This is a genomic window from Kribbella kalugense, from assembly GCF_004365875.1.
GTDB lineage: Bacteria > Actinomycetota > Actinomycetes > Propionibacteriales > Kribbellaceae > Kribbella > Kribbella kalugense.
In genome coordinates this window covers 2,562,298-2,588,593 of record NZ_SODF01000001.1, presented here as the reverse complement: position 1 = coordinate 2,588,593, position 26,296 = coordinate 2,562,298, and the positions used below count along the sequence as shown (strand labels likewise).

The following is a 26,296-nucleotide window of genomic DNA, read 5'->3' as shown; positions in this document are numbered from 1 at the left end:
CGAAGGGTTGGTGCTGGTCAGGCGGAGGCGACCGCCGGCGGGTGGTGGGTGCGGCGGCCGGTGGCGAGGATGTGCGTGAGCTCGCCGGGCAGCAGGTCGGTGCCGGGAATCGGCTCCATCTCGGAGACGTCCAGCCAGCGCACCACGGTCGCGCCGCAGTGGCCGTGAACGGCGAGGATGGAGTCGAGGTCCGGCCAGACGGCCGTCGACGGGTTCGGGCCGTGCCAGCGCAGTGCGACCGAGCCGTCGGTGAAGACACAGCCTTCGGCGACGACGCCGGTACCGGAAACCCCGCTGATGTCGGTGTAGCGCACGAGTTCGAACGTCTGGGGTTTCACCGGCGACACCCCGAGTGGCGACAAATTGGTGCCATGATCCTTTCCCCGTTAGTGGCGTGGTTGGGCTCTCGCCACAAACCGGGGACAAGTACCGACTGTCAGCGGGGAAGGACGGTCTGTAGCGACTCATCTTCTCAAGACAAGCTAGATCCAACTGCGCGGACGCGCCAGTCCTGAATCCGCGTGTCTCAATCCTCGACCCGTGATCGAATAGCGCGGTGTTCCTGACGCTTGGCACCGATCTAGCCGGAGTAAACGCGCCCGCGAGCGATTTCGGATTCTTGCTGCACAAGAACCCGGCCCGACCGCAGGCGATCGAGGTCACCGGCGGATCGGCCCATGTGTTCTACCCCGAGGCGACCGACGAGCGCTGTACGGCGGCGGTGCTGCTGGAGATCGACCCGATCGGCCTGGTCCGGGCCGGCCGGGGCAAGGCAGCGGAAGGTTTCACGCTCGGGCAGTACGTGAACGACCGCCCGTACGCCGCCTCCAGCCTGCTCGCGGTCGCGCTCGGAAAACTGTTCCGGACCGCGATGAACGGCCGCTGCGACGCTCGTCCTGAGCTGGCGGCCCGCCCGATCCCGCTCGAGATCCACGTCCCGGCGCTCCCGTGCAGCAGTGGAGCCGACCTCGCCGAGCGCTTGTTCGCGCCGCTCGGCTGGACCGTCGACGCCCGCCCGGTGCCGCTCGATCCGGAGATCCCGGCGTGGGGTGATTCGCGGTACGTCGATCTCCGGCTGACCGGCGTACTGCGGCTGGCCGATGCGCTCAATCACTTGTATGTGATGCTCCCGGTCCTCGACGACGCCAAGCACTACTGGGTCGGATCGGACGAGGTCGACAAGCTTGTGCGGGCCGGCGAGGGATGGCTCGCAGCGCACCCGGAGAAGGATCTGATCTCGCACCGCTATCTCGCGCACCGGCGGTATCTGGCGGATGCAGCCCTTGAGCGGCTCGCGGAGGTCGATGGGGAGGAGCTGGTCGACGAGTCGTCCGACGAAGGCTCGGTCTCGCTCGCGGTTGAGCGCCGTACGACGGTGGCCGGTGTACTGCGTGAGTTGGGCGCTCGCCGGATCGCGGACATCGGCTGTGGTGAGGGCGCGCTCGTCGGTGAACTGCTGAAGGACCCGATGATCGGCGAACTGATCGCAACGGACGTGTCGGCGCGAGCGCTGATCTGGGCGAAACGGCGGCTGCACTACGACGACCTGCCGGACCGGCAACGCGACCGGCTCCGGTTCATACAGTCCTCGGTCACATACTCCGACGAGCGCTTGGCCGGACTGGACGCGGTGGTCTTGATGGAGGTCATCGAGCACGTCGACCCGCCACGCCTGCCCGCCCTGGCCAAGTCCGTCTTCCAGGCCGCACATCCGGCCGCGGTCGTGGTCACCACCCCGAACAGCGAGTACAACGTGCTCTTCCCGTCCCTCCCGGCCGGAAACTTCCGCCACCCCGACCACCGCTTCGAATGGACCCGAGCAGAGTTCGAGACGTGGTCCAAGCAGGTCGCCGACCGCTACGGCTACACCGTCGAGTTCCGTCCGGTTGGACCAGTGGATCCAAAGCTCGGTGCGCCTACGCAGCTTGCACTGTTCCGTCAGGCGGTGGCGCGATGAATGAGCTGAACATCCCGAGCCTCTGTCTTGTCGTGCTCGTGGGGGCCAGCGGCTCAGGCAAGTCGACCTTTGCGCGGAAGCACTTCCTCGGGACCGAGGTGATTTCCAGCGACTTCTGCCGTGGGCTCGTGTCCGATGACGAGAACGATCAGGCCGCGACGAAGGACGCGTTCGAGATCCTGAACTTCATCGCCGGCAAGCGCCTCGCGGCCGGGCGGCTGACCGTCATCGACGCGACCAACGTCCAGCCGGAAGCCCGCAAGGAGCTGGTGAACCTGGCCCGGGAGTACGACGTACTTCCGGTGGCGATCGTGCTCGATCCGCCCGAGCGCGTCTGCATCGAGCGGACCGAGCAACGGCCCGACCGCCAGTTCGGCGCGAAGGTGATCGCGCGTCAGCGCTCGCAACTGAAGCGCGGCCTAAAGAGCCTCAAGCGTGAAGGCTTCCGCACCGTCCACGTGCTGACCACCGTCGACGAGATCGATGCCGTCAGCATCGAACGGACCCGGCTGTTCAACGACCTCAAGGATCAGACCGGCCCGTTCGACATCATCGGCGACGTCCACGGCTGCCGTCCTGAACTCGAGCGGTTGCTGACCGAGCTCGGCTACACGCTGACCCGCGACGACGCCGGCCGGCCGATCGACGCCGTACACCCGGACCGGCGCGCGGTGTTCGTCGGCGACCTCGTCGACCGCGGTCCCGACAGCCCCGGCGTACTACGGCTGGTGATGGGAATGGTTGCCAACAGCCACGCTTTCTGTGTCCCCGGCAACCACGAGGACAAGCTGCTCAAGGCACTCCGCGGCAAGAACGTGAAGATCAGCCACGGCCTCGAGACCACGCTCGAGCAACTGGCCGCCGAGCCTCCGGAGTTCCGCGACGCGGTGGCGGCCTTCATCGACGGGCTGATCTCGCACTACGTCTTCGACGGCGGGAACCTCGTCGTCTCGCACGCCGGCCTGGTCGAGCGGATGCACGGCCGCGCGTCCGGCCGGGTCCGCTCGTTCTGCCTGTACGGCGAGACGACGGGGGAGACCGACGAGTTCGGGCTGCCGGTGCGCTACCCGTGGGCAAACGACTACCGCGGTCGCGCGACGGTCGTCTACGGCCACACCCCGACGCCCGAGCCGGAGTGGATCAACAACACGATCTGCCTCGACACGGGCTGCGTCTTCGGCGGATCGCTGACCGCGCTCCGCTACCCGGAGCGCGAGCTGGTGTCGATTCAGGCAGCCGAGGAGTATTACGCGCCGGCCAAACCGTTGCACGTGGCAACCGCTCCGTCCCGCGAGCCCGACGTACTCGAGCTGACTGACGTGACCGGTCGCCGAGTGATCGAGACCGCGACACACGGGCGACTGAGTGTCCGGGCCGAACAGGCCGGCGCGGCGCTTGAGGTGATGAGCCGGTTCGCGATCGACCCGCGGTTCCTGCTGTACCTGCCGCCGACGATGAGCCCGGTCTCGACCTCGCCGGAGCCGGGGCTGCTGGAGCACCCGCGGCAGGCGTTCGAGACGTACCGCGCGCAGGGCGTCACCGAGCTGGTGTGCGAGGAGAAGCACATGGGTTCGCGGGCGGTCGTGCTGCTCACCCGGGACGACGACGTTGCGGAGAAACGGTTCGGTCTCGCCGGCCGCGGTGCGATCCACACTCGGACCGGACGGTCGTTCTTCAATGCCGAGTTGACGGATGAGCTCCTGCTTCGACTGCGGGCAGTCGCGGCGCGGGCTGGCCTGTTCGAGGACACTTCCTGGATCCTGCTCGACGCGGAGCTCCTCCCGTGGAGCGCGAAGGCCGAGGACCTGCTCCGGAACCAGTACGCCGCCGTCGGCGCAGCCGCCCGTACGTCATTGCCCGCGGCAACCTCCGCACTGCGATCCGCCGTGGCCGCCGGGCTGGAGCTGGATGAGTTGCTGGCGGCAACAGAGCGTCGTACGACGAATGCCGGGAAGTTCACCGAGGCGTACCGGCGGTACTGCTGGCCGACCGACGGGCTGGACGGGGTACGGGTGGCGCCGTTCCAGGTGCTCGCGTCGGAAGGAGCGACGTACCAGGACCGGCCGCACGCTTGGCACCTCGACATCGCCGACAAGTTGGTTGCCGCAGGCCCGGAGTTGATCACGCCGACCCGTCGGTTGTTCGTTGACGCGGGCAACTGGGATGCCGGGATCGCTTGGTGGGAAGAGCTCACGGGCGCCGGCGGAGAAGGCATGGTGGTGAAGCCGGCCGCGAACCTGACCCGGACCGCGAAGGGCATGGCGCAGCCGGGACTGAAGGTGCGCGGGCAGGAGTACCTGCGGCTCATCTACGGCCCCGACTACACCGAGCCCGCCAACTTCACCCGCCTCCGCGACCGCAACCTCGGCCACAAACGCTCCCTCGCCCTCCGTGAGTACGCCCTAGGCCTGGAGTCCCTGGACCGAGTCGCCCGCGGCGAACCCCTCTGGCGAATCCACGAGTGCGTCTTCGCAGTACTCGCCCTCGAGTCAGAGCCAGTCGACCCGCGCCTCTGACCTGCCGTTGGTTTCCGGCGTGTAAACGTCTTTCGGAATCTCTTGGCAAGGTGTGACATTGCACTTAAGGTCAGTGCAATGTCACACGGTACTGAGGTGAGAGCAGAGCTGACCGGTGGTCTGCTGCGCGACTGGCAGCAGCGGAACCGGGACGCGACGATCCCGCATGTCATCGCGGAGCTGCGGAAGGCGGGGAACCTGGACAACCTCCAGCGGCTGGCCGATCCGTCGATCGGGCCGTATCGCGGGCGGTACCCGTTCCTCGACACGGATCTGTACAAGACGCTCGAAGGCCTCGCCTACGAGGCGGACCGGTCGGCAGGCGCGCGGGAGTTCTTCGAGGAGGTCGTCGGACTGCTCGAGCAGGCACAAGCCGACGACGGCTATCTGAACTCGTACTTCCAGGACCCCGACCAGCCCAAGCAGCCCTGGTCGGACCTCGGCTGGGGCCACGAGCTCTACAACCTCGGTCACCTGATCCAGGCTGCGATCGCGGCGAACCGTCGATTGTCGGACGGGCGATTATTGACAATCGCCACCCGGTTCGCGGATCTCGTCGTCCGGAGGTTCGGCGTCGACGGTGAGGAGGTCGTCGACGGGCATCCCGAGGTCGAGATGGCGCTGGTCGAGCTTTATCGAGAGACCGGGAACGCGGACTACCTCACCCAGGCGCAGCTGTTCGTCGATCGCCGCGGCCAGGGGAAGCTCAAGCACACGATCTTCCCGGGGGAGTACTTCCAGGACCACGTGCCGTTCCGCGAGCTGCCGTCCGTCACCGGGCACGCCGTACGGATGGCTTATCTGGCAGCCGGCGCGACGGACGTGTACCTGGAGACCGGCGATCAGACGCTGCTCACCGCGCTCGAGCGGTTGTGGGACGACATGGTCGCGACGAAGCTCTACCTCACCGGCGGGCTCGGCAGCCGGCACTCCGACGAGGCGATCGGTGACCGGTACGAGCTCCCGTCCGAGCGGGCGTACACCGAGACGTGTGCGGCGATCGCGACCATGCAGTGGGCCTGGCGGATGTTCCTCGCGACCGGCAAGGCGTCGTACCTCGATGTCTACGAGACTGTGCTCTACAACGCTTACGCTGTTGGGCTTTCGGTCGACGGTACGGCGTTCTTCTACGACAATCCGTTGCAGCGCCGACCGGATCACGAGCAGCGTTCGGGCGCCGAGGACGGTGGTGAGCCGCTCCGGCGGGCCTGGTTCGGCTGCCCGTGCTGCCCGCCGAACATCGTCCGCTGGATGTCCGAGCTCCAGGACCACCTAGCAGTTGCCCGCGACAACATCCTGTACGTCGGGGTGTACGCCGACGCGCGCATCAGCACCGCCGACCTCACAGTCTCCGTGAGAACCGCCTACCCGTGGGACGGCGAGATTGCTGTCACGGTTGAGGAATCGACTGCTGCCGAGCAGGCGATCGCACTCCGCATCCCCTCGTGGGCAGTCGGCGCTCGGCTCGACGGACAGCCTGTCGAGGCGGGCTGGGCGGTGGTTCGCAAGCAGTTTGCTATTGGTGACGTTCTTCGATTGACGTTGCCGATGGCACCGAGAGCGCACGGTTCACACCCGTATCTGGATGCGACCCGGGGCGCGATCGCGGTCGCTCGTGGACCGTTGGTCTATTGCGTCGAGCAACAAGATGTCGAAGTACCGGTGGACGACCTGTTGCTGACGGCCAGAGCCGTCAGTGCGGCGATCGCGCGGCAGCAGGACGACCTGCTCGTCCTCGAGCTGACCGGCGGCGTCGCACCGGCTCCGGCGAACGAGCTCTACCCCGTGATCACCGAACAGACCCGCGAATCAGCCATCGGTGAAGTGCCGGTGACGTTGGTTCCATACTTCCGCTGGGGAAACCGTCAGGCCTTGGCCATGCGTGTGTGGCTGCGAACCGAAAGAGACAACTAATGAAGAGAACTCTCATGCTGGTCGGGCTTGTGGCATCGACCGCGCTCGCACTCAGTGCGTGCGGCGGCGGCACGACCGGGTCAAGCGGTGAATCGGCCGGACCGGGTGCGAAGGCGGCACAGGGCGGCACCCTCCAGGTCCTGCAGAATGCGGCGTACTCGCACCTCGACCCGGCCCGCGGTTTCGACGGCGGTGTCAACAACTTCTACCGGTTGATCTACCGCACGCTGACCACCCAAGGTGCCGCACCGGGTGCCGACGGCACCAAGATCGTCCCGGACCTGGCGACCGATACCGGCAAGCCGTCCGACGGCGGCAAGACCTGGACCTTCACGCTGAAGGACGGCCTGTTCTTCGAGACCGGTGCGCCGATCACGAGCGCGGACGTGAAGTGGGGCGTGTCCCGGGCCTGGGATCCCGAGATCGGTATCGGCTCGCCGTACGCGAAGCAGCTGATCGAGGCGCCGGCGTCGTACCAGGGCCCGTACAAGTCGGGTGACCTGTCGACCATCGCCACACCGGACGCGAAGACGATCGTGTTCCACCTGAAGAAGCCGTTCGCTGACTTCGGCAGCGTGGTCGCGCAGAACACCTTCACCCCGGTGCCGAAGGGGCAGGGCGCGGGCAATCAGCTGGACAGCAAGCCGATCTCGTCCGGCCCCTACAAGCTCGCCGAGTACAAGCCGGGCGCTTCGCTGAAGCTCGTCCGCAACGACAAGTGGGACAAGAAGACCGACGACGTCCGGACGGCGAACCCGGAGGCCTTCCAGTGGACCTTCGGCCTCGACCCGGCCACGATCGACGAGCGAATGATCGCCGGTCAGGGCACCGACGCCGACGCGATCGCGGGCACCATTCAGGCCGCCAGTGTTGCCCGGATCCAGACCCCGCAGCTGAAGCAGCGGACGATGACTGGGATCAACGGCTGTACGACGTACATGGGTCTGAACACCACGAAGAAGCCGCTGGACAACGTGAAGGTCCGCCAGGCGATCAACCTCGCGATCAACAAGCAGACGGTTCGCGACGCGGACGGTGGCTCGGCGCTCGCCGAGATCGGGACCAGCATCCAGCCGCCGACCGTGGCCGGCCGGGTGGACTACGACCCGTACCCGAGCCCGGACCACAAGGGTGACGTCGAAGGCGCACGCAAGCTGCTGACCGACGCCGGCTTCGCGAGTGGCTTCACGATGACGCTCGACACCCGCGCCCAGCCGAAGATGCAGGCGATGGCGGTCGCGATCCAGCAGGCGCTCGAGCCGCTGAAGATCACCGTCAAGATCAACACCATCGACACCGCGACCTACTACGAGGTGATCGGTACGACGTCGCAGCAGCACGACGCCGCGATCACCGGCTGGTGCCCGGACTGGCCGTCCGGTGCGACGTTCCTGCCGCCGCTGTTCGACGGCCGCAACATCACCACCAAGGGCAACACGAACCTGTCCCAGCTGAACGACGCCGGCGTGAACGCGAAGATCGACGAGATCTCCAAGCTCACCGACGTACAGGCGGCCAACGCGGCGTACGGCGAACTGGACAAGCAGATCATGGCCCTCGCGCCGGTCGTCCCGCTGCTGTACGAGAAGGTGCTGATGCTTGTCGGCAGCAACATCGGCGGCGCGTACCTGCACGACGGCTTCTCCGGCGGGATCGACCTGGTCTCGGTGGGTCTCAAGGATGCCGGGAAATAGGTGATGCTGAAGAAGGACAAAGGCGCACTCGCCTGCCTGGCGTTCCTCGCGATCGTGGTGCTGATGGCCGTCGCCGCGCCGCTGATCACCAAGCTCAGCGGCTGGGGGCCGTACCAGTTCGACTCGGCCGCGACCAACTCCGACCTTGGCGGCGTGCCGCATGGTGCGCTCGGTGGGATCAGCGGCTCGCACTGGTTCGGCGTCGAGCCGCAGAACGGCCGCGACCTCTTCGCCCGGATCGTGTACGGCGCTCGCGTGTCGATCACTATCTCGTTGTCGGCGACGTTGCTGACCGGGATCCTCGGGGTGGTGCTCGGCATGCTGGCCGGGTTCTACCGCGGCTGGGTCGATCAGGTGATCTCACGGCTGATGGACTTCCTGATGGCGTTCCCGGCGCTGATCTTCATGATCGCGATCCTGTCCTCGCTTCCGGCGGGCAATCGGCCGGTGCTCTTGGTTGTTGTGATCAGCGCGTTCGGCTGGCCGTATCTGGCCCGGGTGATCCGTGGCCAGACGATGACGTTGGCGAACAGGGAGTTCGTCGAGGCGGCGCGGGCGTCCGGTGCCAAGGGCACCCAAGTGGTGTTCCGGGAGATCCTGCCGAACCTGCGCGGCTCGATCGTGGTGATGACGACGCTCGCGATCCCGGGCTACATCGGCACCGAGGCCGGCCTGTCGTTCCTCGGCGTCGGAGTGTCGCCGCCGACCGCGTCGTGGGGTCAGATGATCGCGAGCTCGGTGAGCTGGTACTCGGTCGATCCGATGTTCTTCGCGATCCCGGGCGCGTTCCTGTTCCTCACCGTGCTCTCGCTGACGGTCCTCGGCGACAAGATCCGCACCATGGTCGACCAGGGAGTGGCCGCATGACTGTGCTTTTGGCCGGGCCTTCGGCGCCGGCGTGGTCATGGGGCCTTGGCTCCCGGTCTTCCCTCGTCGCTCCGGTCGCTCCGGTCGCTTCGCTCCCTCCACTCCTCAGTCCAGACCGGGAGGCCCCATGACCCGATATGTCCTTGGTCGATTGGGGAGTGTCGTACTCATTCTGCTGGCCGTGTGTCTGTTCACGTATCTGATCTTCTTCAAGTTGTCGCCGGATCCCGCGGTGATGATCTGCGGCAAGACGTGTACGCCGGACCGGATCGACTCGATCCGGAACGTGCTCGGGCTGAACCAGCCGCTGCTGTCCCAGTTCTGGGAGTTCCTGCGGGGCATCTTCGTCGGACGTCAGTACGGCTCGGTGCACTGCCCGGCTCCCTGTCTCGGGTACAGCTTCCAGACCAACGAGTCGGTGTGGAGCATGATCACCGCCCGGCTCCCCGTCAGCGTCACGGTCGCGGTCGGTGCCGCCGTACTGTGGCTGCTCGCCGGTGTGATCGGCGGACTCGTCAGTGCGATCAAACAGGGCACGTGGTGGGACCGGTCCGCCATGGCGCTCGCGCTCGGCGGGGTCAGTGTGCCGAACTACGTGCTCGCGCTGGTCCTGCAGTACGTGCTCGTGGTGAAGCTGCAGGTGCTGCCGTTCCCGGCGGCCGTGTCGTTTGTTGACAATCCTGTTGTCTGGTTCGAGTCGTATCTGATGCCGTGGGTGGTGCTGGCCGTCGGCTATGCCTGCCTGTACGCACGGTTGACCCGAAGCAACGTGATCGACACGTTGTCGGAGAACTACTACCGGACGGCCCGGGCCAAGGGACTGAGCGGTTCGCTGATCATGCGACGGCACGCATTACGACCGGCGTTGACGCCGATCACCACGATCTTCGGGATGGACTTCGCCGGCCTGCTCGGTGGCGCGCTGATCACCGAGACCGTGTTCGGGCTGAACGGGATCGGCAAGCTGGCGGCCGACTCGATCGCCAAGAACGACCAACCGGTGATCATGGCGGTCACCCTGCTGGCCGCGTTCTTCGTTGTCATCGGCAACGTTGTGGTGGACCTCTTGTACACCGCGCTGGATCCTCGCGTACGGGTGGTGTCGACATGAGTGATCTCTTCGTGGTCGAGGATCTGACCGTCACGTTCCCGACCAGTCGGGGTCCAGTGGACGTGGTGAAGAACGTGTCGTTCACCGTCGGCCGGGACGACACGCTCGGCATCGTCGGCGAGTCCGGATCGGGCAAGTCGATGACGGCACTCGCCGTACTCGGGCTGTTGCCGCGTGGCGCGCGTACGTCGGGAAGCGTCAAGCTGGATGGCATCGAGCTGCTCGGGAAGTCGGAGCGGGACCTGCGATCGGTCCGCGGGAACGCGATCTCGATGGTGTTCCAGGACCCACTGTCGTCGCTGAATCCCTACTACACCGTGGGTTTGCAGATCTCGGAGATGTACCAGACGCACCGTGGAGGCTCGCGCCGGTCCGCCAGACAGGTCGCGATCGACGCTCTCGACCGTGTCGGGATCCCTGATCCGGCCCGGCGGGTCGACCACTACCCGCACCAGTTCTCTGGTGGCCAGCGCCAACGAGTCATGATCGCGATGGCGCTGTGCTGCTCGCCGTCGTTGCTGATCGCGGACGAACCGACGACTGCGCTCGACGTGACCGTTCAGGCCCAGATCTTGGAGCTGCTCGCCGAACTGCAGTCGACGACCGGCACCGGGATGATCTTCATCACCCACGACCTCGCGGTGATCAGCTCGATCGCGCAACGGGTCCTGGTGATGCGGTCCGGAGATCCCGTCGAGTACGGGACGGCCGAGCAGGTGTTCTCGGCGCCGCGGCACGAGTACACCCGCATGCTGCTGGACGCCGTACCGCGGATTGACGACGAGGTGGCCCTGTGACGTTGATGGAGATCCGTGGCGTCACGAAGCAGTTCGTCACGCGGGGCGAGAGCATGCGGGCGCGGAAGACCACCTTCACCGCGGTCGACGACGTGAGCTTCGAGGTCGAGCTCGGCGAGACGCTCGCGATCGTGGGGGAGTCGGGTAGCGGGAAGTCGACCACGGCACGGATCGCGGCCCGGCTGCTGGAGCCGACCAGCGGTACGGTCGTGTTCGACGGGCAGGACGTGACCCGGGCGCGTGGTCGGGAGCTGGCGCGATTCCGCAACGACGTGCAGGTGGTCTTCCAGGACCCGTTCTCGTCGCTCAACCCGCGGTACACCGTCGAGCGGATCATTACCGCGCCGCTGACCTACCAGGGGATCACGCCGCCCACGGGCCGGCGGGCGTTCGCGCAGGAGTTGATGGAGCGGGTCGGGTTGAATCCAGACCACTGCCGGCGTTACCCGGCGCAGTTCTCCGGTGGGCAGGCGCAGCGGATCGGGATCGCCCGCGCGCTCGCGGTCAACCCGAAGCTGGTGATCTGCGACGAGGCGGTGTCGGCCCTCGACGTCTCGATCCAGGCCCAGGTGCTGGACCTGCTGATGCGGCTGCAACGGGAGAGCGGCTTCAGCTACATCTTCATCGCGCACGATCTGGCCGTGGTACGCCAGATCTCCCAGCGGGTCGCGGTGATGAACCGAGGCAGAATCGTAGAGCTAGGCCCGCGGGACCAGGTGTTCGGCGACCCTCAGGACGAGTACACGAAGACCCTGCTGGCCGCCGTACCGCGGATCAATCCTGAATGGGACGCCAAACGAAGGCAGGCTCAATGATCAGCTACACGATTCCCGGGATGCACGTCCGCGAGCACACCGTCGAAGTGCCGCTCGACTGGTCGAACCCGGCCGAGACGATCACGGTCTTCGCGCGCGAACTCGTCGACCCGACGCGCAAGGACGAAGACCTGCCGTGCCTGCTGTTCCTGCAGGGTGGTCCGGGCGGGAGGGGTCCGCGGCCGATCGGTGTGAATGGGTGGATCGGGCAAGCGCTGAAGAAGTACCGGGTCGTGCTGATGGATCAGCGGGGCACAGGCCGGAGCACGCCGGTCACTCGTCGGCGGATCGCGACGATGTCTGCCGAGGAAGGCGCCGACTACCTCGCCTGTTTCCGGGCAGACTCGATCATCTCGGACGCCGAGCACCTGCGGAACAAGGTCTTCGGGGGACTTCGCTGGTCGACACTCGGTCAGAGTTACGGCGGATTCCTCACGCTCACCTACTTGTCCAAGGCACCTGACGCCTTGACCGCTTGCTATGTGACCGGCGGGCTCGCCTCGATCGATCCGTCGGCGGCCGAGGTGTACCGGCGTACCTATCCGCGGGTGGCGGCCAAGAACCGCGAGTTCTACCAACGGTATCCGCACAACGTCGAGCGAGTCGGTGCGATCGCGGACCGGCTGGCGGCTGACGACGTACGGCTGCCGGACGGCGATCGGCTGACGGTACGCCGGTTCCAGTCCCTCGGAATCGCCTTCGGGATGAAGCCTGGGTATGAGCGGATCCACTGGCTGATCGACGAAGCGTTCGACGGTGACGAGCTCTCGGACACCTTCCTGGGCCAGGCTCTCGACCTGTCGTCGTACCTCGAGGAACCGTTGTTCGCCGCGCTGCAGGAGAGCATCTACGGATCCGGTGACGGTGCGACCGCGTGGGCGGCCGAGGCGGAGCGAGCGCGGCGACCGGAGTTCGCTGAGGAGGCGCGGCCGCTGCTGTTCACCGGCGAGATGATGTACCCCTGGATGTTCGCCGAGATCCGCGGACTGCGGCCGTTCCAGGGCGCGGTCGAGGTCCTGGCGCAGCGGCCGCGGTGGTCGGAGCTGTACGACCTCGAGCGGCTCGCGGCGAACGACGTACCGGTGGCCGCGGCGGTGTACTTCGATGACATGTACGTCGACTCCGGGCTGCAGCTCGACACCGCCGGCCGGGTCGGCAACGTACAGGCCTGGGTGACGAACGAGTACGAACACGACGGGCTCGGCTCGGACCGCGTCTTCGAGCGGCTCACCGAGCTGGTCGCGTCCGTCGGGGGTGGCATCCCCGGTCGGTGAGGACTGGTGATTCACAATGGGCGACGACCCTGGGAGGTGAACCGATGGCTGCCGATTCGATCGAGCCGATGCCGAGCGTACGGCGGTTGGCGCAACGCGAGAACCTACGCGACAGCGTCGCCAACGCACTGCGGGCGGCGGTGATCTCCGGCGAGCTGAAGCCGGGCGAGGTGTACTCGGCGCCGACGCTCGGCGCGCGGTTCGGGGTCTCCGCGACACCGGTCCGCGAGGCGATGCTGGACCTGGTCCGCGAGGGCCTGGTGATCTCGCTGCGGAACAAGGGCTTCCGGGTCACCGAGGTGTCCGAAGCGGATCTCGACAACCTGGCGGCGCTCCGGCAGCTGATCGAGCCACCGACGATCCGCGACGTGGTTCCGGTGATCCCACCGAAGGACTACCCGCGGCTGCGGCGTCTCGCCGAGGACATCGTGGTGGCGGCGCAGGCCGGCGACCTGATCGCGTACATCGAGGCAGACCGGGTCTTCCACGTCACGTTGCTCGCGTACTCCGGCAACCAGAAGCTGGTCGACGTCGTGTCCGACTTGCGATCGCAGACCCGGCTCCTCGGCCTCACCCCGCTGGTCGAGAGCGGCCGCTTGCTCCCGTCAGCGACCGAACACCACGAGCTCATCGACCTGGTCGAGGCAGGCGACGCAGAAGGCGCCGAGCAACTGATGCGGCGCCACATCGGCCACGTCCGTGGGTTGTGGGCTCGCTCTCAGAGCAGTTGACGGAGCAGCGAGTCGGCGACGAAGCCCTCGAACTCTTCCGGAGTCCAACCGGACTCGTCGACCAGCTCCTGGTAGACGCCGGGCGCCGCGAGGGCCCGGTAGATCGCCTGCGCCTGCTTGAGCGGCAGCCGTAGTACGTCGCCGAGGGAGGCGATCATCGCGTCCATCACTTGGTTGCGGCCGGCAAGCTTCGCCCGCAGCAGGGCCTTGGTCTCCGGGCTTTCGTCGGTCGCGGCCTCGAAGATCAGCACGACATCGAAGCCGGCCGAGTACAGGTTCGTCAGCCAACCGGCCGCGCCCTGGAGCCGCTCGATCGGGTCCTCGATCGCGAACACCTGGTCGGCCCGCTCGATAGCGCCGGCCTCGGTCAGCCACTGGTCGCAGATCAGCGACAGGATCTCCCGCTTGGTCCCGAACGCCGAGTAGACGGTCCGGGTCGCGACGCCGGCCTCCTTGGCGATCGCGTCGATGCTCGTGGCGCCGTACCCCTGCGCAGCGAACAGTCGCCGCGCCGCCCGCGCGATCCGGCTCCGCGTCTCTTCGGCCTGCACCTGGCGATAGGTCTTGACAGCCTCAGGCATGTGGGCACACTATCACTGTGTTCAGTGCAGTTATACTGCAGCGAGTGCACTACCAATGCAGAGGGGGAGTCATGGAAGGACCACGAGAGGTACTGGAGCGGATCCTGTACGACGGGTTCGCGACCGGGAACGACGCGATCGTCGACGAGGTGTGTGCGCCGGACCTGATCGAGCATCAGTTCGGCCTCGCTGGGCGGGGTGACCAGGCGCGCGAACACGTGAAGGCCGCGATCCGGCAGGTGTACGAGATGATGCCGGACATCGTGTACACGCTGGAGGATTCGGTTGTCGTCGGTGACGTGGTCTGGGCGCGTGGGCGGGCGCGGGGGACCGCGACGGGGTCGTTCTTCGGGCCGCCGAGCAACGCCCCGATCGACATCGCGCTCTTCGAGATGGCCCGGGTCGTGGACGGCCGGATCGTCGAGCATTGGGGCTCGCCGGACCGGTTCGCGCTCCTTGCGCAGACGGGTGTTCTAGCGCGCCTGTCTTAGAGGGGGAGGGCCTGCTTGGCGGTGGCGGCCGCGGGGGCGCCGTACGCGCTGGTCAGCCGCTCCAGGAAGGTGGGGTGGTCGAGCGTGTACTCCTGCGTCCCGACCGTCTCGAGGACCGTGGTGGCCAGCGTGCAGCCGAGGTGGGCGGCCGACTCGTGGTCGAGGCCCGCCGCGCGGCCGGTGAGGTAGCCGGCGCGGAACGCGTCGCCGCCGCCGGTCGGGTCGACCAGGCCGGGCGCGGGGACAGCCGCGATCTTCGCCAGGATCCCGCTGGTGTCTTCGATCACGACGCCGTCGCCGCCGTGGGTGGTGATGCGTACGCCGACCCGCTCGAGGATCTCGCCGTGACTCCAGCCGGTCTTCTGCATCATGAGGCCGGCCTCGTACTCGTTGCTGAACAGGTACGCCGCCCCGTCGACGAGCGTACGGATATCCGCACCGTCCATCCGCGCCAACTGCTGCGACGGGTCCGCCGCGACCGCGATCCCGTGCTGCTTGGCCAGCTCGGTGTGCTTGAGCATCGCGTCCGGGTCGTCGGCGCCGACCAGCACCAGGTCGACCCCGCCGGTGGCCTGATGGATCGCGCCCAGGTCGAGCTCCCGCGCCTCGGCCATCGCGCCGGTGTAGAACGAGGCGATCTGGTTCGCGTCCAGGTCCGTCGTACAGGTGAACCGCGCGGTGTGTACGTTCTCGCAGACGCGGACGTGCGAGATGTCGACGCCGGCCGCCGTCAGCGCCGCGCCGTACTCGGCGAAGTCGGCGCCGACCGAGCCGACCAGCAGCGACGGGAACCCCAGCTGGGCCATCCCGTAGCAGATGTTCGCGCCGACCCCGCCGCGGTGGACGACCAGCTCGTCGACCAGGAACGACAAGGAGACCTTGTGCATCTGCTCCTCGAGGAACTGGTCCTTGAACCGGCCCGGGAACGTCATCAGGATGTCGGTCGCGATCGAACCCGCGATGGCGATGCGCATGCGTATAGCTCCCTGTGAGTCGATAGAGCTGGGGTCGGTGTACGGCCAACGAGCAGCCAATAGAGACTACAGGCGACCGAACAAATACACGGAGGGCGGGAATTCATGGGCCATCAGGTACCGGTGACCGAGGAACTGCACGACTACATGGTCGCCCACGGCATGCCGCTGGACGAGATCGCGACCGAGCTGCGGGCCGAGACCGAGAAGCTCGGCAACCCCGCGGGGATGCTGACCACCGCCGACCAGGCCGGTCTGCTGACCACGCTGACCCGGCTGATCGGCGCCCGCCGGGCGGTCGAGATCGGCACCTTCACCGGGTTCTCCGCGCTGGCGATCTCGCGCGGGCTGCCCGACGACGGCGAGCTGATCTGCCTCGACGTGAGCGACGAGTGGACCTCGATCGGGCGCCGCTACTGGGCGCGGGCCGGGGTCGCGGACAAGATCGACCTCCGGATCGGCGACGCGCACGAGTCCGTGACGAAGCTCGACGGCGAGTTCGACCTGGCCTTCGTCGACGCCGACAAGGACTGGTACATCCGGTACTACGAGACCGTGCTGCCGCTGATCCGGCCGAACGGGCTGCTGCTGTTCGACAACACGCTGGCCGGCGGCCGCGTGATCGACGCCGACGGTCCCGCGGACCGCAAGGAGTTCAACGCGCACGTCGCGCAGGACGATCGGGTCGACGTGATCATGCTCGGCATCGGCGACGGGCTGACGCTGGTCCGCAAGAAGTGAGCAGGAGGAAATGAGCAACAAGAAGGCGGCGCCGCGGCTCGCCGTGACCGACCTGCAGCACAAGTACGGCGACCGGCCGGTGATCGAAGGGCTGACGTTCACCCTGCGGGCCGGCCAGGCGATCGCGCTGGTCGGCCCGAACGGCGCCGGCAAGACGACCGTACTCAAGTGCATCGTCGGTTCGGCCGAGCCGGCCGCCGGGAAGATCCTGCTCGACGGTCTGCCGATCGACGAGCGGGTCGAGATGGTACGGCGTGATGTCGCCACGCTGCTCGACGACCTGGACTTCTTCCCGGACCTGACCGCGGCCGAGCACCTGGACCTGCTAGCCCGTGCCCACGGCAACGCCTCACCGGAGGATCTCGTCGACACGACGCTCCACGAGATCGGCCTGCTGTCGGCCGCTGACCAGTTGCCCGGGTCGCTGTCGTCCGGTCAGCGGCGTCGCCTCGCGTTGGCGACCGCCCTGGTCCGCCCGCGCAAGCTGATGGTGCTCGACGAGCCAGAGGCCCGCCTCGACACCGACGGCGTCCAGTGGCTGTCCAACCGGCTGATCGAGGAGAAGAAGTCCGGCACCGCGATCCTCTTCGCGAGCCATGACCCGGCCCTGGTCGAGTCAGTCGCCGACTCCATCGTGACCCTGACCCCGCTGCCATGAGCTCAGCGGAAGGCCCGGTCGTCTTCGACCCGTCGGACTACGGCGCGATCCCGACGTCGCGGGCGTTGCGGCAATGGATGCGGACGACCCGGCGGCGGCACGCGGACCGCTCGTTCGGGCAGATCTTCGAGGACGTGTACCTCGTCCTGTTCACGCTGGCCATGGTCGGCGCCACCGGCGGGAACGTCGTACATCACCTGAACACCAACGCGGCCCGGTGTACGTCGTTCACGTGTGGCGAGCTGTCGCACTGGATGCCGTGGATCGTCGTGCCGTTGCTGCTGGCAACCACCATCCGGGTGCTGCTGAGTGTCGGACCGGTGTCCGCGTCCCAGGCGACCGGGTTCTGGTTGCTGGCCACTCCAGTGAATCGGGCGAGTCTGCTGCGTCCGACGTACCGGCTGGTGATGGTCGTGGCGGCCGTGATCGGTTTCCTCGCCTCGATGGTCGTTTGGGCGCTGCTGGGGACGCAGTTCTTCGGTGTGGTGGAGGCGGCGGCGCTGATGGCGGCGCTGCTCGTATGTACGGCGGCGGTGACGGTATGGGTGCAGCAGACGGCCCAGCGGTCCCGCTGGGCATTGCGGGTTGCGGATCTCCTGCTGGTCGCGGCCGTGATTCCGGCCGTGCTGCTCGCCGCGCAACCGAACTCGCGCCCGAAGGCGGGCATGACGACGACGACTGCCGTCATGTACACGGATGTCGTTGACGACTATGGATTCGGGACGGCGCTGATCGACCAACCGGCGCATACGCTGCTGCCGGTGCTCTTCGGTGTCCTGATCGTCTTCTGCATCGCCTTGGTGGTCGTCACCTCGCGGTCGCTCGACAAGCTCACGCGGACGAGTGTGATCGCCGGCGGCGAACTCCTCGCCGGTCTCGCGGGCGCGGCGAGCAGCCTCGACATCAGCATGCTCGCCGACGTGGTCGCCGGCCGGCACTGGCGGTTGAAAGGACGGGCGCACACCCGCCGCGGTCACGGCTCGCGCGGCGGGGCGCTCGTGCATCGCGAGTTCGTCCGGATTCTGCGTTGGCCTCGGCGGCTCGTGATCGGCTTCGCGTTGCTCGTCGTACCGTATGCGGTCGCCGGCGCGGGCTTCGACGCGCTCGTGCCTGTCGCCGCCGGGTTCGCCGGGTTCGGTGCCGTACGTCCGTTGATGGACGGGCTCCGGTCGGTCTGCCGATCGACCGGTCTGGTCCGCGCGCTCGGGATGGACCTGCGTGAGCTCCGGGTCATCATGGCCGTCGTACCCGGGCTCTTCGCGATCCTCTGGGCTGCGCTCGCGTCCCCGGCGATCGGCAGCGCCCCGGCCACGTTCGCGGTCGCCGCCGGCATGCTCGCCGGTGCGGTCCGGCAGGCCTCCGCGCGACCACCGTCGTACTCCGGTCCGCTCGTCTCCTCACCGATGGGCGCGATCCCGCCCGGCCTGTTCTCCCAGCCGATGCGCGGCTTCGATCTGCTGCTGGTCTGCCTGGCGCCGGTCCTGCTCGGCATCAGCTCCACCTGGGTGCTGGCCATCCCGGCGTTCGTCCTCGCGGTGATGTTCGCCGTACGCCCGAAAACTGACTGACGCTCACGTTGCGTTACCGTGGTGTGAACAGGTACCTTGTCTTGCATGGTAGCGGAGAAGGTCTTCACACAACTGCGCCGCGGGACGCTGGAGTTCTGCGTGCTGGCGCTGTTGCAGGGAGAGCCTCGGTACGGTTTCGAGTTGGTCAAGGCGCTCGGTGAGGTCGACGGACTGGTGACGACCGAAGGCACGATCTACCCACTGCTGGCCCGGCTGCGCCGCGAAGGTCTGGTCGAGACGAGCTGGCAGGAGTCCGAATCAGGCCCGCCGCGGCGGTACTACACCTCAACACCCGAGGGCAGCCGGGCGCTGGCCGCGTTCACCGCGGACTGGCAGCGGTTCTGTACCTCGGTCGACAAGATCTTGCAGAGTGGGAGACGGGGATGAGCATGGAACTGGACAGCGATCGCCTGGTCGACGCGTACCTGAACGAGCTGGCCACGGAGGCCGCGGAGCTGCCGGCCGGACGGCGCGACGAGCTGCTCGCCGACATGAAGGCGCACATCGCCGAGGCGCGTGCGGGCGGTGCGACGTCCGAGGACGAGATCCGCGAGGTGCTGCGGCGGCTCGGCCGGCCGAGTGAGATCGTTGCCGCCGCGACCGACGGCCTCGTCCGGGTCGAGGTCCCGCCGCGGCTGCGCCCGCGGGATTTCGTCGCGGTCGGGCTGCTGCTGGTCGCGCCGTACCTGCTGTCGTTCAGCGGGCTGGTGGCCGTGATCGGCTGGGGGATCGGCGTCGGGCTGCTCTGGACGTCGAATCGCTGGACCGTTGTCTGGAAGCTGGTCGGCACGTTGACCTGGCCGATCGGGTACGCCGCGGCCCTGTTCCTGGATGCGTTCTTCCAGGCCCCGATCTGGCTGAGCCTGCTGGCCGACACGGTGATCACGATCGGTCTGATCACCGCCCTGGCGCTGAACGCCCGCGCGCCGCGTCAGGCCTCATAAACCAGCCACTTGCAAGATCCACCCCAACACCTAACCAGGCCCCGCCGACAAAGCGGCGGGACCTGGGTGGGAGGGCGGGCTTATTGGGCCGGGGTTGTGTCGACCGGGGGGAACGGGTCGAGGTCCGGGTCGGCGGGGGCCGGGTCGGTGTTCGGGTCCGGGGTTTCCGGATCCTGGTTCGGGGTGCCGTCTACCTGGAGGCTTTTGGGGGCCGTCGCCCAGACAGCGGCGGCAGCGCGGGCCGCGTCGGCGGCGTCGGTCTGGCGCTCGTAGTTCTTGATGTCGAGCGCGTACGCCCTGATCACCCCTGACAGATCGCGGCGCAACTGCTTGTGCACCCAGAGGGCGTACGCCTGCGATCGGGCCTCGATGAAGTTCTTCAGTTCCTGCATCTGGGCGGGAGTCATGTCGTCGTCCTCCGAGTGGCCAGGGGTGAATTCGCCGCGGGCGATCGCGGCACGGGCGGGATCGCCGGGGCAGTCGGTCGGCTCCGGACGGACCGCGGAGTGCGGCCGGATCGCCGTACCGCGGGGGTAGAGCTTGCGGAAGTCGGCGATCACCGCGCGGGTGGTCGCCTTCAGGGCGGCGGACGGCTGCTCGCCGGTGACCAGGACCAGCAGGATCGCGCCGTACCGTTCGTTCACGTCGTTGTCGCCGTTGGCGCCGGACTGGGTGCGCAGGCCGCGCAACGTCCAGGCCCGGCCGGCCTGGTCGACGGCGACCTGGTACGCGATGTCCGACCAGCCCCGGCTGTCCATGTGGTAGTCCTGCCAGCCGCGCAACGCGGACGCGACCGCTGCCTGGCTGTGGATGACGCTCGTCGACCCGGTGCCCGGCCAGTGGATCACGGCGCCTTCGACCCGGGACACGGTCAGGTTGCCCGGACCGGCCTTCGGCGGTCGCGCGTTCCACGCGGACCGGGGCAGATATTCGACCATCTGTGCTCCTCACGTGCCTCACAGCGCCCCATACCCGACGCTGGCGCTCGGTAATCAACCGATCACACTCGGCACGCGACGTCAAGCGATGACGCCATCCTTTCAGGCTTGGAGGTTCAGGTCAGTAGCGGCAGCAGTTGGTCGCCGATCCGGACGGTCTCCTCCCGGTACGGCGTGTCGCTGAGGATGAAGTGCGTGACGCCGAGATCGCGGTACTTGCGCAGCGACTTCGCGACCTCGTCGGGGGAGCCGACGAGCCAGGTGGTGCCGGCGCCACCGCCACCGTACTTGCCCGGTGCGGTGTAGAGGTTGTCGTCGAGGACCTCGCCGCGTTCGGCGAGCTCGAGCAGTCGCTGCTGGCCGACGGCCTTGAACCAGCGACGGTCCTTGGAGCCCTGCGCCTCGGCCATCTTCGCGACCTTCGCCTCGGCGTCGGCCCAGGCCTCCTCGGTGGTGTCGCGGACCAACGTGGTGATCCGCAGCCCGAACTCCAGCGGCGCGTGTTCGCGACCGAGCTCGCTCTCCAGCTCCCGCAGCCGAGCGATCCGCCCGGCGATCCCGTCCAGCGGCTCACCCCAGAACAGCTGTACGTCGGCATCCGTCGCAGCGACTCGTTGCGCGGCATCCGACGCGCCACCGAAGTACAGCCGCGGATGCGGCCGACCTTCCCGTACGACGGGATGCGTCGCGACCGTGGATCCGGTGACCGAGAAGTACTCGCCGGTGAACGTCACGTCCTCCTCGGTCCACAACCGCCGTACCAGCTGGAGGAACTCCTTCGTGCGGGCGTAGCGCTGGGGCTGATCGCCCTCGCTGTCGCCGTACGCCGCGAGGTTGTCCTGACCGGAGACGATGTTGATCAGCAGCCGCCCGCCGCTCAGCTGGTCGAGCGTGCTCGCCGAGGACGCGAAGTGCGCGGGATGCCAGTATCCGGGCCGGATCGCGGCCAGCGGCTGGAAGGTCGTGGTCCGGGCGGCGAGCGCGGTCGCGACCGTGAACGTGTCGGGCCGGCCCCACCCGGTGCCGATCAGCGCGCCGCCCCAGCCGTGGTCCTCGGTGAGCCGGGCCAGCTCGGTCAGCCGGTCGATGCTGTTGTGTCCCTGGACGGTGTCGTCGCCGCGGTGACCGGGGTCGACCTGGTTCGGGATGTACCAGAGGAAAGTCATGCAAAACAGCTTAAGTTCACTTGTTTAGTCGACTTTGGGACGTCTCGCTGGCTGGTCAAGACCGGGGTGCAGGGGCCAGGCTGGCTTGATGAACGCGCGACTGGATGAGCAACTGACTGCGGAGGAGCGGGCGGCGCGCGGGAAGGCCGTGCGGAAGGTGGTGCCGCTCGAGTCGCACGCCGAAGTACGGCTGGACCCGAAGCGGGATCCGGTCGGGTTGCTGCTCACCCAGGCCGACGGGCGCGTCCCGGAGCTGGTGCCGATCCGGAACGGCCGGATGCTGGTTTCGCCGTTCACCTTCTACCGCGGCGCGGCTTTGGTGATGGCCGCCGACCTCGCCCAGTCCACGCCGACCGGTTTGTCGGTCCAGCTGTCGGGCGACGCCCATCTGTCGAACTTCGGTGCGTACGCGTCTCCTGAGCGGCGGCTCGTGTTCGACATCAACGACTTCGACGAGACGCTGCCCGGACCGTTCGAGTGGGACGTGAAGCGGCTTGCGACCAGTTTCGTGGTGGCCGCGCAGGACAACGGGTTCAGCGCCAAGGAGTGTCGCGAGATCGTGCTGACCGCCGTACGCAGCTATCGCGAGGCGATGCGCGAGTTCGCCGGCCAGCCGATTCTTGAGGTCTGGTACGCGCGGTTGGACGTCGAGGAGTCGGCCAAGCGGCTGAAGGCGACGCTGCCGTCGGGGGAGCGGAAGGGGCTTAAGGCGGCCCGGGGGATGCTTTCCAAGGCGTACACCCGCGACAGTATGCAGGCGATCGGGAAGCTCACCACGACGATCGACGGCCGCCGCCGGATCGTCTCGAACCCGCCGCTCGTCGTACCGATGGACGAACTGACCGACCTCGACGGCGCGGAGCTGCTCGCGCAAATGCAGGATCTGATCGCCGGGTACCGCGAGACCCTGCAGCAGGATCGCCGCCACCTGCTCGACCACTTCCGCCTCACCGATGTCGCGCACAAGGTGGTCGGCGTGGGCAGCGTCGGAACGCGGGCGTGGATCATGCTGCTCGAGTCGACGGTGGCAGACGAGGCGCTGCTCCTCCAGGCCAAACAGGCCGGGCCGTCGGCGTTGTCGTCGTACGCCGGTCCCTCGGAGCATGTGAACCAAGGCGAGCGGGTGGTCGTCGGCCAGCGCCTGATGCAGGCCGCCAGCGACATCTTCCTCGGCTGGCTCCGCGCCGACACCGCCGACGGCGAGCAGGACTACTACGTCCGCCAACTCCGCGACTGGAAACTCTCCGCCGACATCGAGACCCTCACCCCCGAAGCCATGACCCTGTACGCGCGCCTCTGCGGCTGGACCCTCGCCCGAGCCCACGCCCGCTCCGGCGACCGCTTCGCCCTAGCCGCCTACCTAGGCAAATCCCCCCGCTTCGACGAAGCAATAACCACCTTCGCCACGACGTACGCCGACCAAAACTCCCAAGACCACAAGACCTTCGCCGAAGCGGTCCAGTCCGGCCGCGTGCAGGCCCGTGAAGGGGTCTGACTCATTGCTGGGAGTTGTGGGGGTCAGTAGGAACATCTGTTGGACTGTGGGGCGGGGGCGTGATCTGGTGGCTGGAAACGTTCCCGTTCGACGGAGGTTGGCATGACTCGGCGTTCGCTCGGTGATGGTGGGCCGGTGGTCAGTGGGCTCGGTATGGGGTGTTGGGCGATCGGGGGACCTCATGCTCGGCAGGGGAGTCCGGTGGGGTGGGGTGTGATCGATGACGGGGAGTCGAAGCGGGCGTTGCGGCGGGCGTACGAGCTGGGCGTGACGTTCTTCGACACCGCTGACGTGTACGGGTGTGGGCACAGCGAGAAGCTGATCGCGGACGCGCTCGGGGACGTCCGGGACGACATCGTGATCGCGTCCAAGGCCGGCTACACGTACGTCGAGGAGACCCGCGAGGCGCCGGGCGAGAACGGTGACCCGGACTACATCCGCTGGGCCTGTGACGAGTCGCTCCGCCGGCTCCGGACGGACCGGATCGATCTGTACCAGTTCCACCTCGGCGGCTACGACCTGGCCAAGGCGGACGACGTACTCGCGGTCTTCGAGGAACTGGTTGCCGCCGGCAAGGTCCGGGCGATCGGCTGGAGCACGGACGACCCGGAGCGGGCCGCTCTGTTCGCGAAAAGCCCGAATTGCAAGGCGATCCAGCAACACTTCAACGTGTTCGGAGGCAACGCCGACGTCCTCGCACTCTGCGAAGACAAGGGCCTCGCGAGCATCGTCCGAGGTCCGCTCGGGATGGGTCTGCTGACCGGCAAATTCACCCAGGACAGCACGCTGCCGGCTGACGACGTACGCCACGGCTGGAACTTCTCCACCGGCGATCAGGCCGAGTCGCTCCGCCGTCTCGACGCGATCCGCGACGTGCTCACCTCCGGCGACCGGACGCTCGCGCAGGGCGCGCTCGGCTGGCTCTGGGCCCGTAGCGAGGCGTTCATCCCGATCCCCGGCTTCAAGACGGTCGCTCAGGTCGAGGAGAACGCGGGCGCTCTCCAGCACGGTCCGCTGACGCCGGCGCAACTGGACGAGATCGCCGCGATCCTCGCCTGAATCTTGCCGCTGTTGCGGCATTGACATCGTTGTCGGGTGCGACGACGATACATCTCCAAAAGCCTGGTGAAACGTTTCCAACTTTGGAGATGCATCGTCGTGAATCGACCCGCCCGAAGTTTGCATGTCCTGCTCGCCAGCGCGGTCCTGGTGACCGTTGCGCTGGCCTCTCCCTCGACGGCCGGCGCCGGCCCGGCGCCGGTGGACGGACCTACCGCCACCGCCCGAGCCCGCGTCGCCGCCGACGAGCTGATGAGTTCGTACGAGCCGACCAAAGCGTGGTTCCCCTCCAGCTGGTGGAACTCCGCGGTCGCGTTGCAGACCATCGGCGACTACATGCAGCGCACCGGCGACCGCCGCTACCTGCCCCAGCTGGACAACACTTTCGAGAAGGACAAGGGCGTGTTCCCGCCCGGCTACCTGTCCGGCGATCCGCTGCTCGGCAACTTCACCAGCCGCGCCATCGATGACTCCGAGTGGTGGGGCCTGACCTGGATCCAGGCGTACGACCTGACCAAGAACCGCAAGTACCTCGACATGGCGGTCAAGATCGCGGAGTACGTCGAGGGTTACTGGGACCCGAGCACGTGTGGCGGCGGTGTCTGGTGGAACGCCGAGCGTACGTACAAGAACGCGGTCACCAACGGGCTCTGGATCCGTCTGACCGCCGAGCTGCACAACCGGATGCCGCACGACAAGCGCTGGCTCGGCCGCGCCCAGGAAGGCTGGAACTGGTTCACCGGCAGCGGCATGATCAACTCCGCCGGCCTGGTCAACGACGGCCTGAAGGACGACTGCACGAGCAACGGCGACACGGTCTGGAGCTACAACCAGGGCCTGGCGATCGGTGCAGGTCTCGAGCTCTACAGGGCAACCCACAACCCGAAGCTTTTGACCACGGTACGGCGATTGGCCGACGCGGCGATCGCTCCGGGCGGACTGGTCACCGACGGCGTCCTGACCGAGCACTGCGACGCGCCCGGCAGCACGTGTGATGACAACGGCAAGCAGTTCAAGGGCATCTTCATGCGCTACTGGATGGACCTCGCCGACACCACGCACGACCACCGCTACACGGACTTCGTCGCGTCCCAGGCGGCCACGGTCTGGAACAACGCCCGGGACGCGGCCGACCGGCTGGGGGAGCGGTGGGCCGGCGCCGACCCGAACGTCTTCGACTGGCGTACTCAGGCCAGTGCCCTCAGCGCCCTGATCGCCGCCGTACCGACCTCGCAGCCGACACGGTCGTTGTCCGCGACAACCGATCCGGCCCTGCCAGTCGTGATGCCAGCAGCCGCCGGTGCGACTCATGTCAAGGTGACCGTCCAGCTGCAGGCGACGGGTCATGAGCCCCTCCAGGTCGCCGTACGAGCGACGGCCCCTGCGGGCTGGACCGTGACTCCGGCGCGAACCAATGTCACGCTTCGCCCGCACGGTAACGCCGTACCCGTGCACACCTCGGCCCAGCTCGACGTGACGATTCCGGCCGGTACGCCGGATGGTCGCTACTCGGTGACTGCGACGGCGACGTCCGGATCGCAGCTGTCGTTCAGTACGCGCTCCGACATCCTGGTCGCGCACACCGCCGACTTCGACACCGGTACGGCGGCCGAGACCCCGTGGCTGTACGACGCGGACGGTTCGCAGAGCAACGGCGTACAGAACAGGTTCGCCGACGGGCACTCGTACTTCGTCTACCGCTTCCCGTTCCCGTCCGACGCAACGTCGGCGTCCGCAACGCTGACCATCGACAACGAGTTCGCCGTACAGGTCAGTGGTGACGGGCAGCAGTGGACCACGGTGGCGACGGAGACCAACCCGTACCACGACGGTGAGAACAAGGCCGCGCGGACGTTCGACCTCACGCCGTACCTCGGCGCCGACAAGACCGGGTACGTCCGGGTGTCGGACTCGTTCCCCGACGACGGCTGGGGCGGGCGCGTCTACCACGTGACCGCGACGTACAACTGAGAAACACAACCGGGCCCGGACAGTATCGTCCGGG

Annotated in this window: 24 protein-coding genes; 19 read left to right on the top strand and 5 right to left on the bottom strand. The window is 67.5% G+C overall.

From position 1 onward, the window contains the following. Positions 1-17 precede the first annotated feature (17 nt). The gene (locus EV650_RS12130; RefSeq protein WP_134118329.1) at positions 18-338 is read right to left on the bottom strand and encodes a hypothetical protein; all 321 of its coding nucleotides are present in this window, start codon (positions 336-338) and stop codon (positions 18-20) included. 218 nt (positions 339-556) lie between these two features. On the opposite strand from EV650_RS12130, the gene EV650_RS12125 reads away from it, so the two are divergent. The 10 genes from EV650_RS12125 (at position 557) to EV650_RS12080 (ending at position 13,676) form a co-directional block, all read left to right on the top strand. Further along, a complete protein-coding gene (locus EV650_RS12125; RefSeq protein WP_134118327.1) occupies positions 557-1,957 on the top strand; it encodes a 3' terminal RNA ribose 2'-O-methyltransferase Hen1 in 1,401 nt (466 codons plus the stop codon). Continuing rightward, the gene (locus tag EV650_RS12120; RefSeq protein WP_134118324.1) at positions 1,954-4,473 is read left to right on the top strand and encodes a polynucleotide kinase-phosphatase; all 2,520 of its coding nucleotides are present in this window, start codon (positions 1,954-1,956) and stop codon (positions 4,471-4,473) included. The genes EV650_RS12125 and EV650_RS12120 overlap by 4 nt, the downstream gene beginning before the upstream one ends. Positions 4,474-4,569: 96 nt before the next feature. Then, positions 4,570-6,387, top strand: coding sequence for a glycoside hydrolase family 127 protein (locus EV650_RS12115; RefSeq protein WP_238174166.1), 1,818 nt, complete (start codon positions 4,570-4,572; stop codon positions 6,385-6,387). Beyond that, positions 6,387-8,081 (top strand): ABC transporter substrate-binding protein, encoded by a 1,695-nt coding sequence (locus EV650_RS12110; protein WP_238174165.1) that lies wholly within the window; start codon positions 6,387-6,389, stop codon positions 8,079-8,081. The genes EV650_RS12115 and EV650_RS12110 overlap by 1 nt, the downstream gene beginning before the upstream one ends. 3 nt (positions 8,082-8,084) lie before the next feature. Further along, positions 8,085-8,948: an ABC transporter permease gene (locus tag EV650_RS12105; protein WP_134120037.1), complete on the top strand. Its 864-nt coding sequence runs from the start codon at positions 8,085-8,087 to the stop codon at positions 8,946-8,948. 127 nt (positions 8,949-9,075) lie between these two features. Beyond that, entirely contained in the window at positions 9,076-10,059 is a 984-nt protein-coding gene (locus EV650_RS12100; protein WP_134118320.1) for an ABC transporter permease, read from the top strand. Further along, complete coding sequence (locus EV650_RS12095; protein WP_134118318.1) at positions 10,056-10,856, top strand: ABC transporter ATP-binding protein; 801 nt, start codon at positions 10,056-10,058, stop codon at positions 10,854-10,856. The genes EV650_RS12100 and EV650_RS12095 overlap by 4 nt, the downstream gene beginning before the upstream one ends. A 5-nt stretch (positions 10,857-10,861) precedes the next feature. Further along, positions 10,862-11,671, top strand: coding sequence for an ATP-binding cassette domain-containing protein (locus tag EV650_RS12090; RefSeq protein ID WP_134120036.1), 810 nt, complete (start codon positions 10,862-10,864; stop codon positions 11,669-11,671). Then, a complete protein-coding gene (locus tag EV650_RS12085; RefSeq protein WP_134118316.1) occupies positions 11,668-12,945 on the top strand; it encodes an alpha/beta fold hydrolase in 1,278 nt (425 codons plus the stop codon). The genes EV650_RS12090 and EV650_RS12085 overlap by 4 nt, the downstream gene beginning before the upstream one ends. Before the next feature lie 44 nt (positions 12,946-12,989). Beyond that, positions 12,990-13,676, top strand: coding sequence for a GntR family transcriptional regulator (locus EV650_RS12080; protein WP_134118313.1), 687 nt, complete (start codon positions 12,990-12,992; stop codon positions 13,674-13,676). On the opposite strand, the gene EV650_RS12075 is transcribed toward EV650_RS12080, so the two are convergent. Continuing rightward, positions 13,664-14,257, bottom strand: coding sequence for a TetR/AcrR family transcriptional regulator (locus EV650_RS12075; RefSeq protein ID WP_134118311.1), 594 nt, complete (start codon positions 14,255-14,257; stop codon positions 13,664-13,666). The genes EV650_RS12080 and EV650_RS12075 overlap by 13 nt on opposite strands. Before the next feature lie 71 nt (positions 14,258-14,328). On the opposite strand from EV650_RS12075, the gene EV650_RS12070 reads away from it, so the two are divergent. Continuing rightward, positions 14,329-14,748 carry an ester cyclase gene (locus EV650_RS12070; RefSeq protein ID WP_134118309.1) on the top strand — a complete coding sequence of 140 codons (420 nt, stop codon included), beginning with the start codon at positions 14,329-14,331 and terminating at the stop codon, positions 14,746-14,748. Here the strand turns inward: EV650_RS12070 and EV650_RS12065 are convergent. Further along, positions 14,745-15,722, bottom strand: coding sequence for a carbohydrate kinase family protein (locus EV650_RS12065; protein WP_134118307.1), 978 nt, complete (start codon positions 15,720-15,722; stop codon positions 14,745-14,747). The two genes, EV650_RS12070 and EV650_RS12065, sit on opposite strands and share 4 nt — an antisense overlap. 105 nt (positions 15,723-15,827) lie before the next feature. Between EV650_RS12065 and EV650_RS12060 the strand changes: the two genes are divergently transcribed. Genes EV650_RS12060 through EV650_RS12040 form a run of 5 tightly spaced genes read left to right on the top strand, consistent with a single transcriptional unit; the run spans position 15,828 to position 19,633 of the window. Beyond that, positions 15,828-16,463: an O-methyltransferase gene (locus EV650_RS12060; protein ID WP_134118305.1), complete on the top strand. Its 636-nt coding sequence runs from the start codon at positions 15,828-15,830 to the stop codon at positions 16,461-16,463. 10 nt (positions 16,464-16,473) lie between these two features. Continuing rightward, positions 16,474-17,121: an ABC transporter ATP-binding protein gene (locus EV650_RS12055; protein ID WP_134118303.1), complete on the top strand. Its 648-nt coding sequence runs from the start codon at positions 16,474-16,476 to the stop codon at positions 17,119-17,121. Next, on the top strand, positions 17,118-18,689 hold the full coding sequence (locus EV650_RS12050) for a DUF6297 family protein (RefSeq protein WP_134118301.1): 1,572 nt from the start codon (positions 17,118-17,120) through the stop codon (positions 18,687-18,689). The genes EV650_RS12055 and EV650_RS12050 overlap by 4 nt, the downstream gene beginning before the upstream one ends. Positions 18,690-18,734: 45 nt before the next feature. Next, positions 18,735-19,076, top strand: coding sequence for a PadR family transcriptional regulator (locus tag EV650_RS12045; RefSeq protein WP_134118299.1), 342 nt, complete (start codon positions 18,735-18,737; stop codon positions 19,074-19,076). Further along, entirely contained in the window at positions 19,073-19,633 is a 561-nt protein-coding gene (locus tag EV650_RS12040) for an HAAS signaling domain-containing protein (protein WP_134118297.1), read from the top strand. Before EV650_RS12045 ends, EV650_RS12040 begins: the two co-directional genes overlap by 4 nt. A gap of 80 nt (positions 19,634-19,713) precedes the next feature. On the opposite strand, the gene EV650_RS12035 is transcribed toward EV650_RS12040, so the two are convergent. Then, positions 19,714-20,571, bottom strand: a complete 858-nt coding sequence (locus EV650_RS12035) for a peptidoglycan recognition protein family protein (protein WP_134118294.1) — start codon at positions 20,569-20,571, stop codon at positions 19,714-19,716. A 116-nt stretch (positions 20,572-20,687) separates the two neighbouring features. Next, positions 20,688-21,737 carry an LLM class flavin-dependent oxidoreductase gene (locus tag EV650_RS12030; protein ID WP_134118292.1) on the bottom strand — a complete coding sequence of 350 codons (1,050 nt, stop codon included), beginning with the start codon at positions 21,735-21,737 and terminating at the stop codon, positions 20,688-20,690. Between the two features lie 88 nt (positions 21,738-21,825). Between EV650_RS12030 and EV650_RS12025 the strand changes: the two genes are divergently transcribed. The 3 genes from EV650_RS12025 (at position 21,826) to EV650_RS12015 (ending at position 26,262) form a co-directional block, all read left to right on the top strand. Continuing rightward, positions 21,826-23,232 (top strand): DUF2252 domain-containing protein, encoded by a 1,407-nt coding sequence (locus EV650_RS12025; RefSeq protein ID WP_134118290.1) that lies wholly within the window; start codon positions 21,826-21,828, stop codon positions 23,230-23,232. A gap of 102 nt (positions 23,233-23,334) precedes the next feature. Continuing rightward, entirely contained in the window at positions 23,335-24,291 is a 957-nt protein-coding gene (locus EV650_RS12020; protein WP_134118288.1) for an aldo/keto reductase, read from the top strand. Between the two features lie 99 nt (positions 24,292-24,390). Further along, positions 24,391-26,262 (top strand): glycoside hydrolase family 76 protein, encoded by a 1,872-nt coding sequence (locus EV650_RS12015; RefSeq protein ID WP_238174164.1) that lies wholly within the window; start codon positions 24,391-24,393, stop codon positions 26,260-26,262. Positions 26,263-26,296: the final 34 nt, after the last annotated feature.

Coding starts and splice junctions, on each gene's coding strand:
- EV650_RS12120 (WP_134118324.1), top strand. CDS start 1,954: ATGAATGAGCTGAACATCCCGAGCCTCTGTCTTGTCGTGCTCGTGGGG.
- EV650_RS12110 (WP_238174165.1), top strand. CDS start 6,387: ATGAAGAGAACTCTCATGCTGGTCGGGCTTGTGGCATCGACCGCGCTC.
- EV650_RS12105 (WP_134120037.1), top strand. CDS start 8,085: ATGCTGAAGAAGGACAAAGGCGCACTCGCCTGCCTGGCGTTCCTCGCG.
- EV650_RS12100 (WP_134118320.1), top strand. CDS start 9,076: ATGACCCGATATGTCCTTGGTCGATTGGGGAGTGTCGTACTCATTCTG.
- EV650_RS12095 (WP_134118318.1), top strand. CDS start 10,056: ATGAGTGATCTCTTCGTGGTCGAGGATCTGACCGTCACGTTCCCGACC.
- EV650_RS12090 (WP_134120036.1), top strand. CDS start 10,862: ATGGAGATCCGTGGCGTCACGAAGCAGTTCGTCACGCGGGGCGAGAGC.
- EV650_RS12085 (WP_134118316.1), top strand. CDS start 11,668: ATGATCAGCTACACGATTCCCGGGATGCACGTCCGCGAGCACACCGTC.
- EV650_RS12080 (WP_134118313.1), top strand. CDS start 12,990: ATGGCTGCCGATTCGATCGAGCCGATGCCGAGCGTACGGCGGTTGGCG.
- EV650_RS12075 (WP_134118311.1), bottom strand. CDS start 14,257: ATGCCTGAGGCTGTCAAGACCTATCGCCAGGTGCAGGCCGAAGAGACG.
- EV650_RS12070 (WP_134118309.1), top strand. CDS start 14,329: ATGGAAGGACCACGAGAGGTACTGGAGCGGATCCTGTACGACGGGTTC.
- EV650_RS12065 (WP_134118307.1), bottom strand. CDS start 15,722: ATGCGCATCGCCATCGCGGGTTCGATCGCGACCGACATCCTGATGACG.
- EV650_RS12060 (WP_134118305.1), top strand. CDS start 15,828: ATGGGCCATCAGGTACCGGTGACCGAGGAACTGCACGACTACATGGTC.
- EV650_RS12055 (WP_134118303.1), top strand. CDS start 16,474: ATGAGCAACAAGAAGGCGGCGCCGCGGCTCGCCGTGACCGACCTGCAG.
- EV650_RS12050 (WP_134118301.1), top strand. CDS start 17,118: ATGAGCTCAGCGGAAGGCCCGGTCGTCTTCGACCCGTCGGACTACGGC.
- EV650_RS12045 (WP_134118299.1), top strand. CDS start 18,735: ATGGTAGCGGAGAAGGTCTTCACACAACTGCGCCGCGGGACGCTGGAG.
- EV650_RS12040 (WP_134118297.1), top strand. CDS start 19,073: ATGAGCATGGAACTGGACAGCGATCGCCTGGTCGACGCGTACCTGAAC.
- EV650_RS12035 (WP_134118294.1), bottom strand. CDS start 20,571: ATGGTCGAATATCTGCCCCGGTCCGCGTGGAACGCGCGACCGCCGAAG.
- EV650_RS12030 (WP_134118292.1), bottom strand. CDS start 21,737: ATGACTTTCCTCTGGTACATCCCGAACCAGGTCGACCCCGGTCACCGC.
- EV650_RS12025 (WP_134118290.1), top strand. CDS start 21,826: ATGAACGCGCGACTGGATGAGCAACTGACTGCGGAGGAGCGGGCGGCG.
- EV650_RS12020 (WP_134118288.1), top strand. CDS start 23,335: ATGACTCGGCGTTCGCTCGGTGATGGTGGGCCGGTGGTCAGTGGGCTC.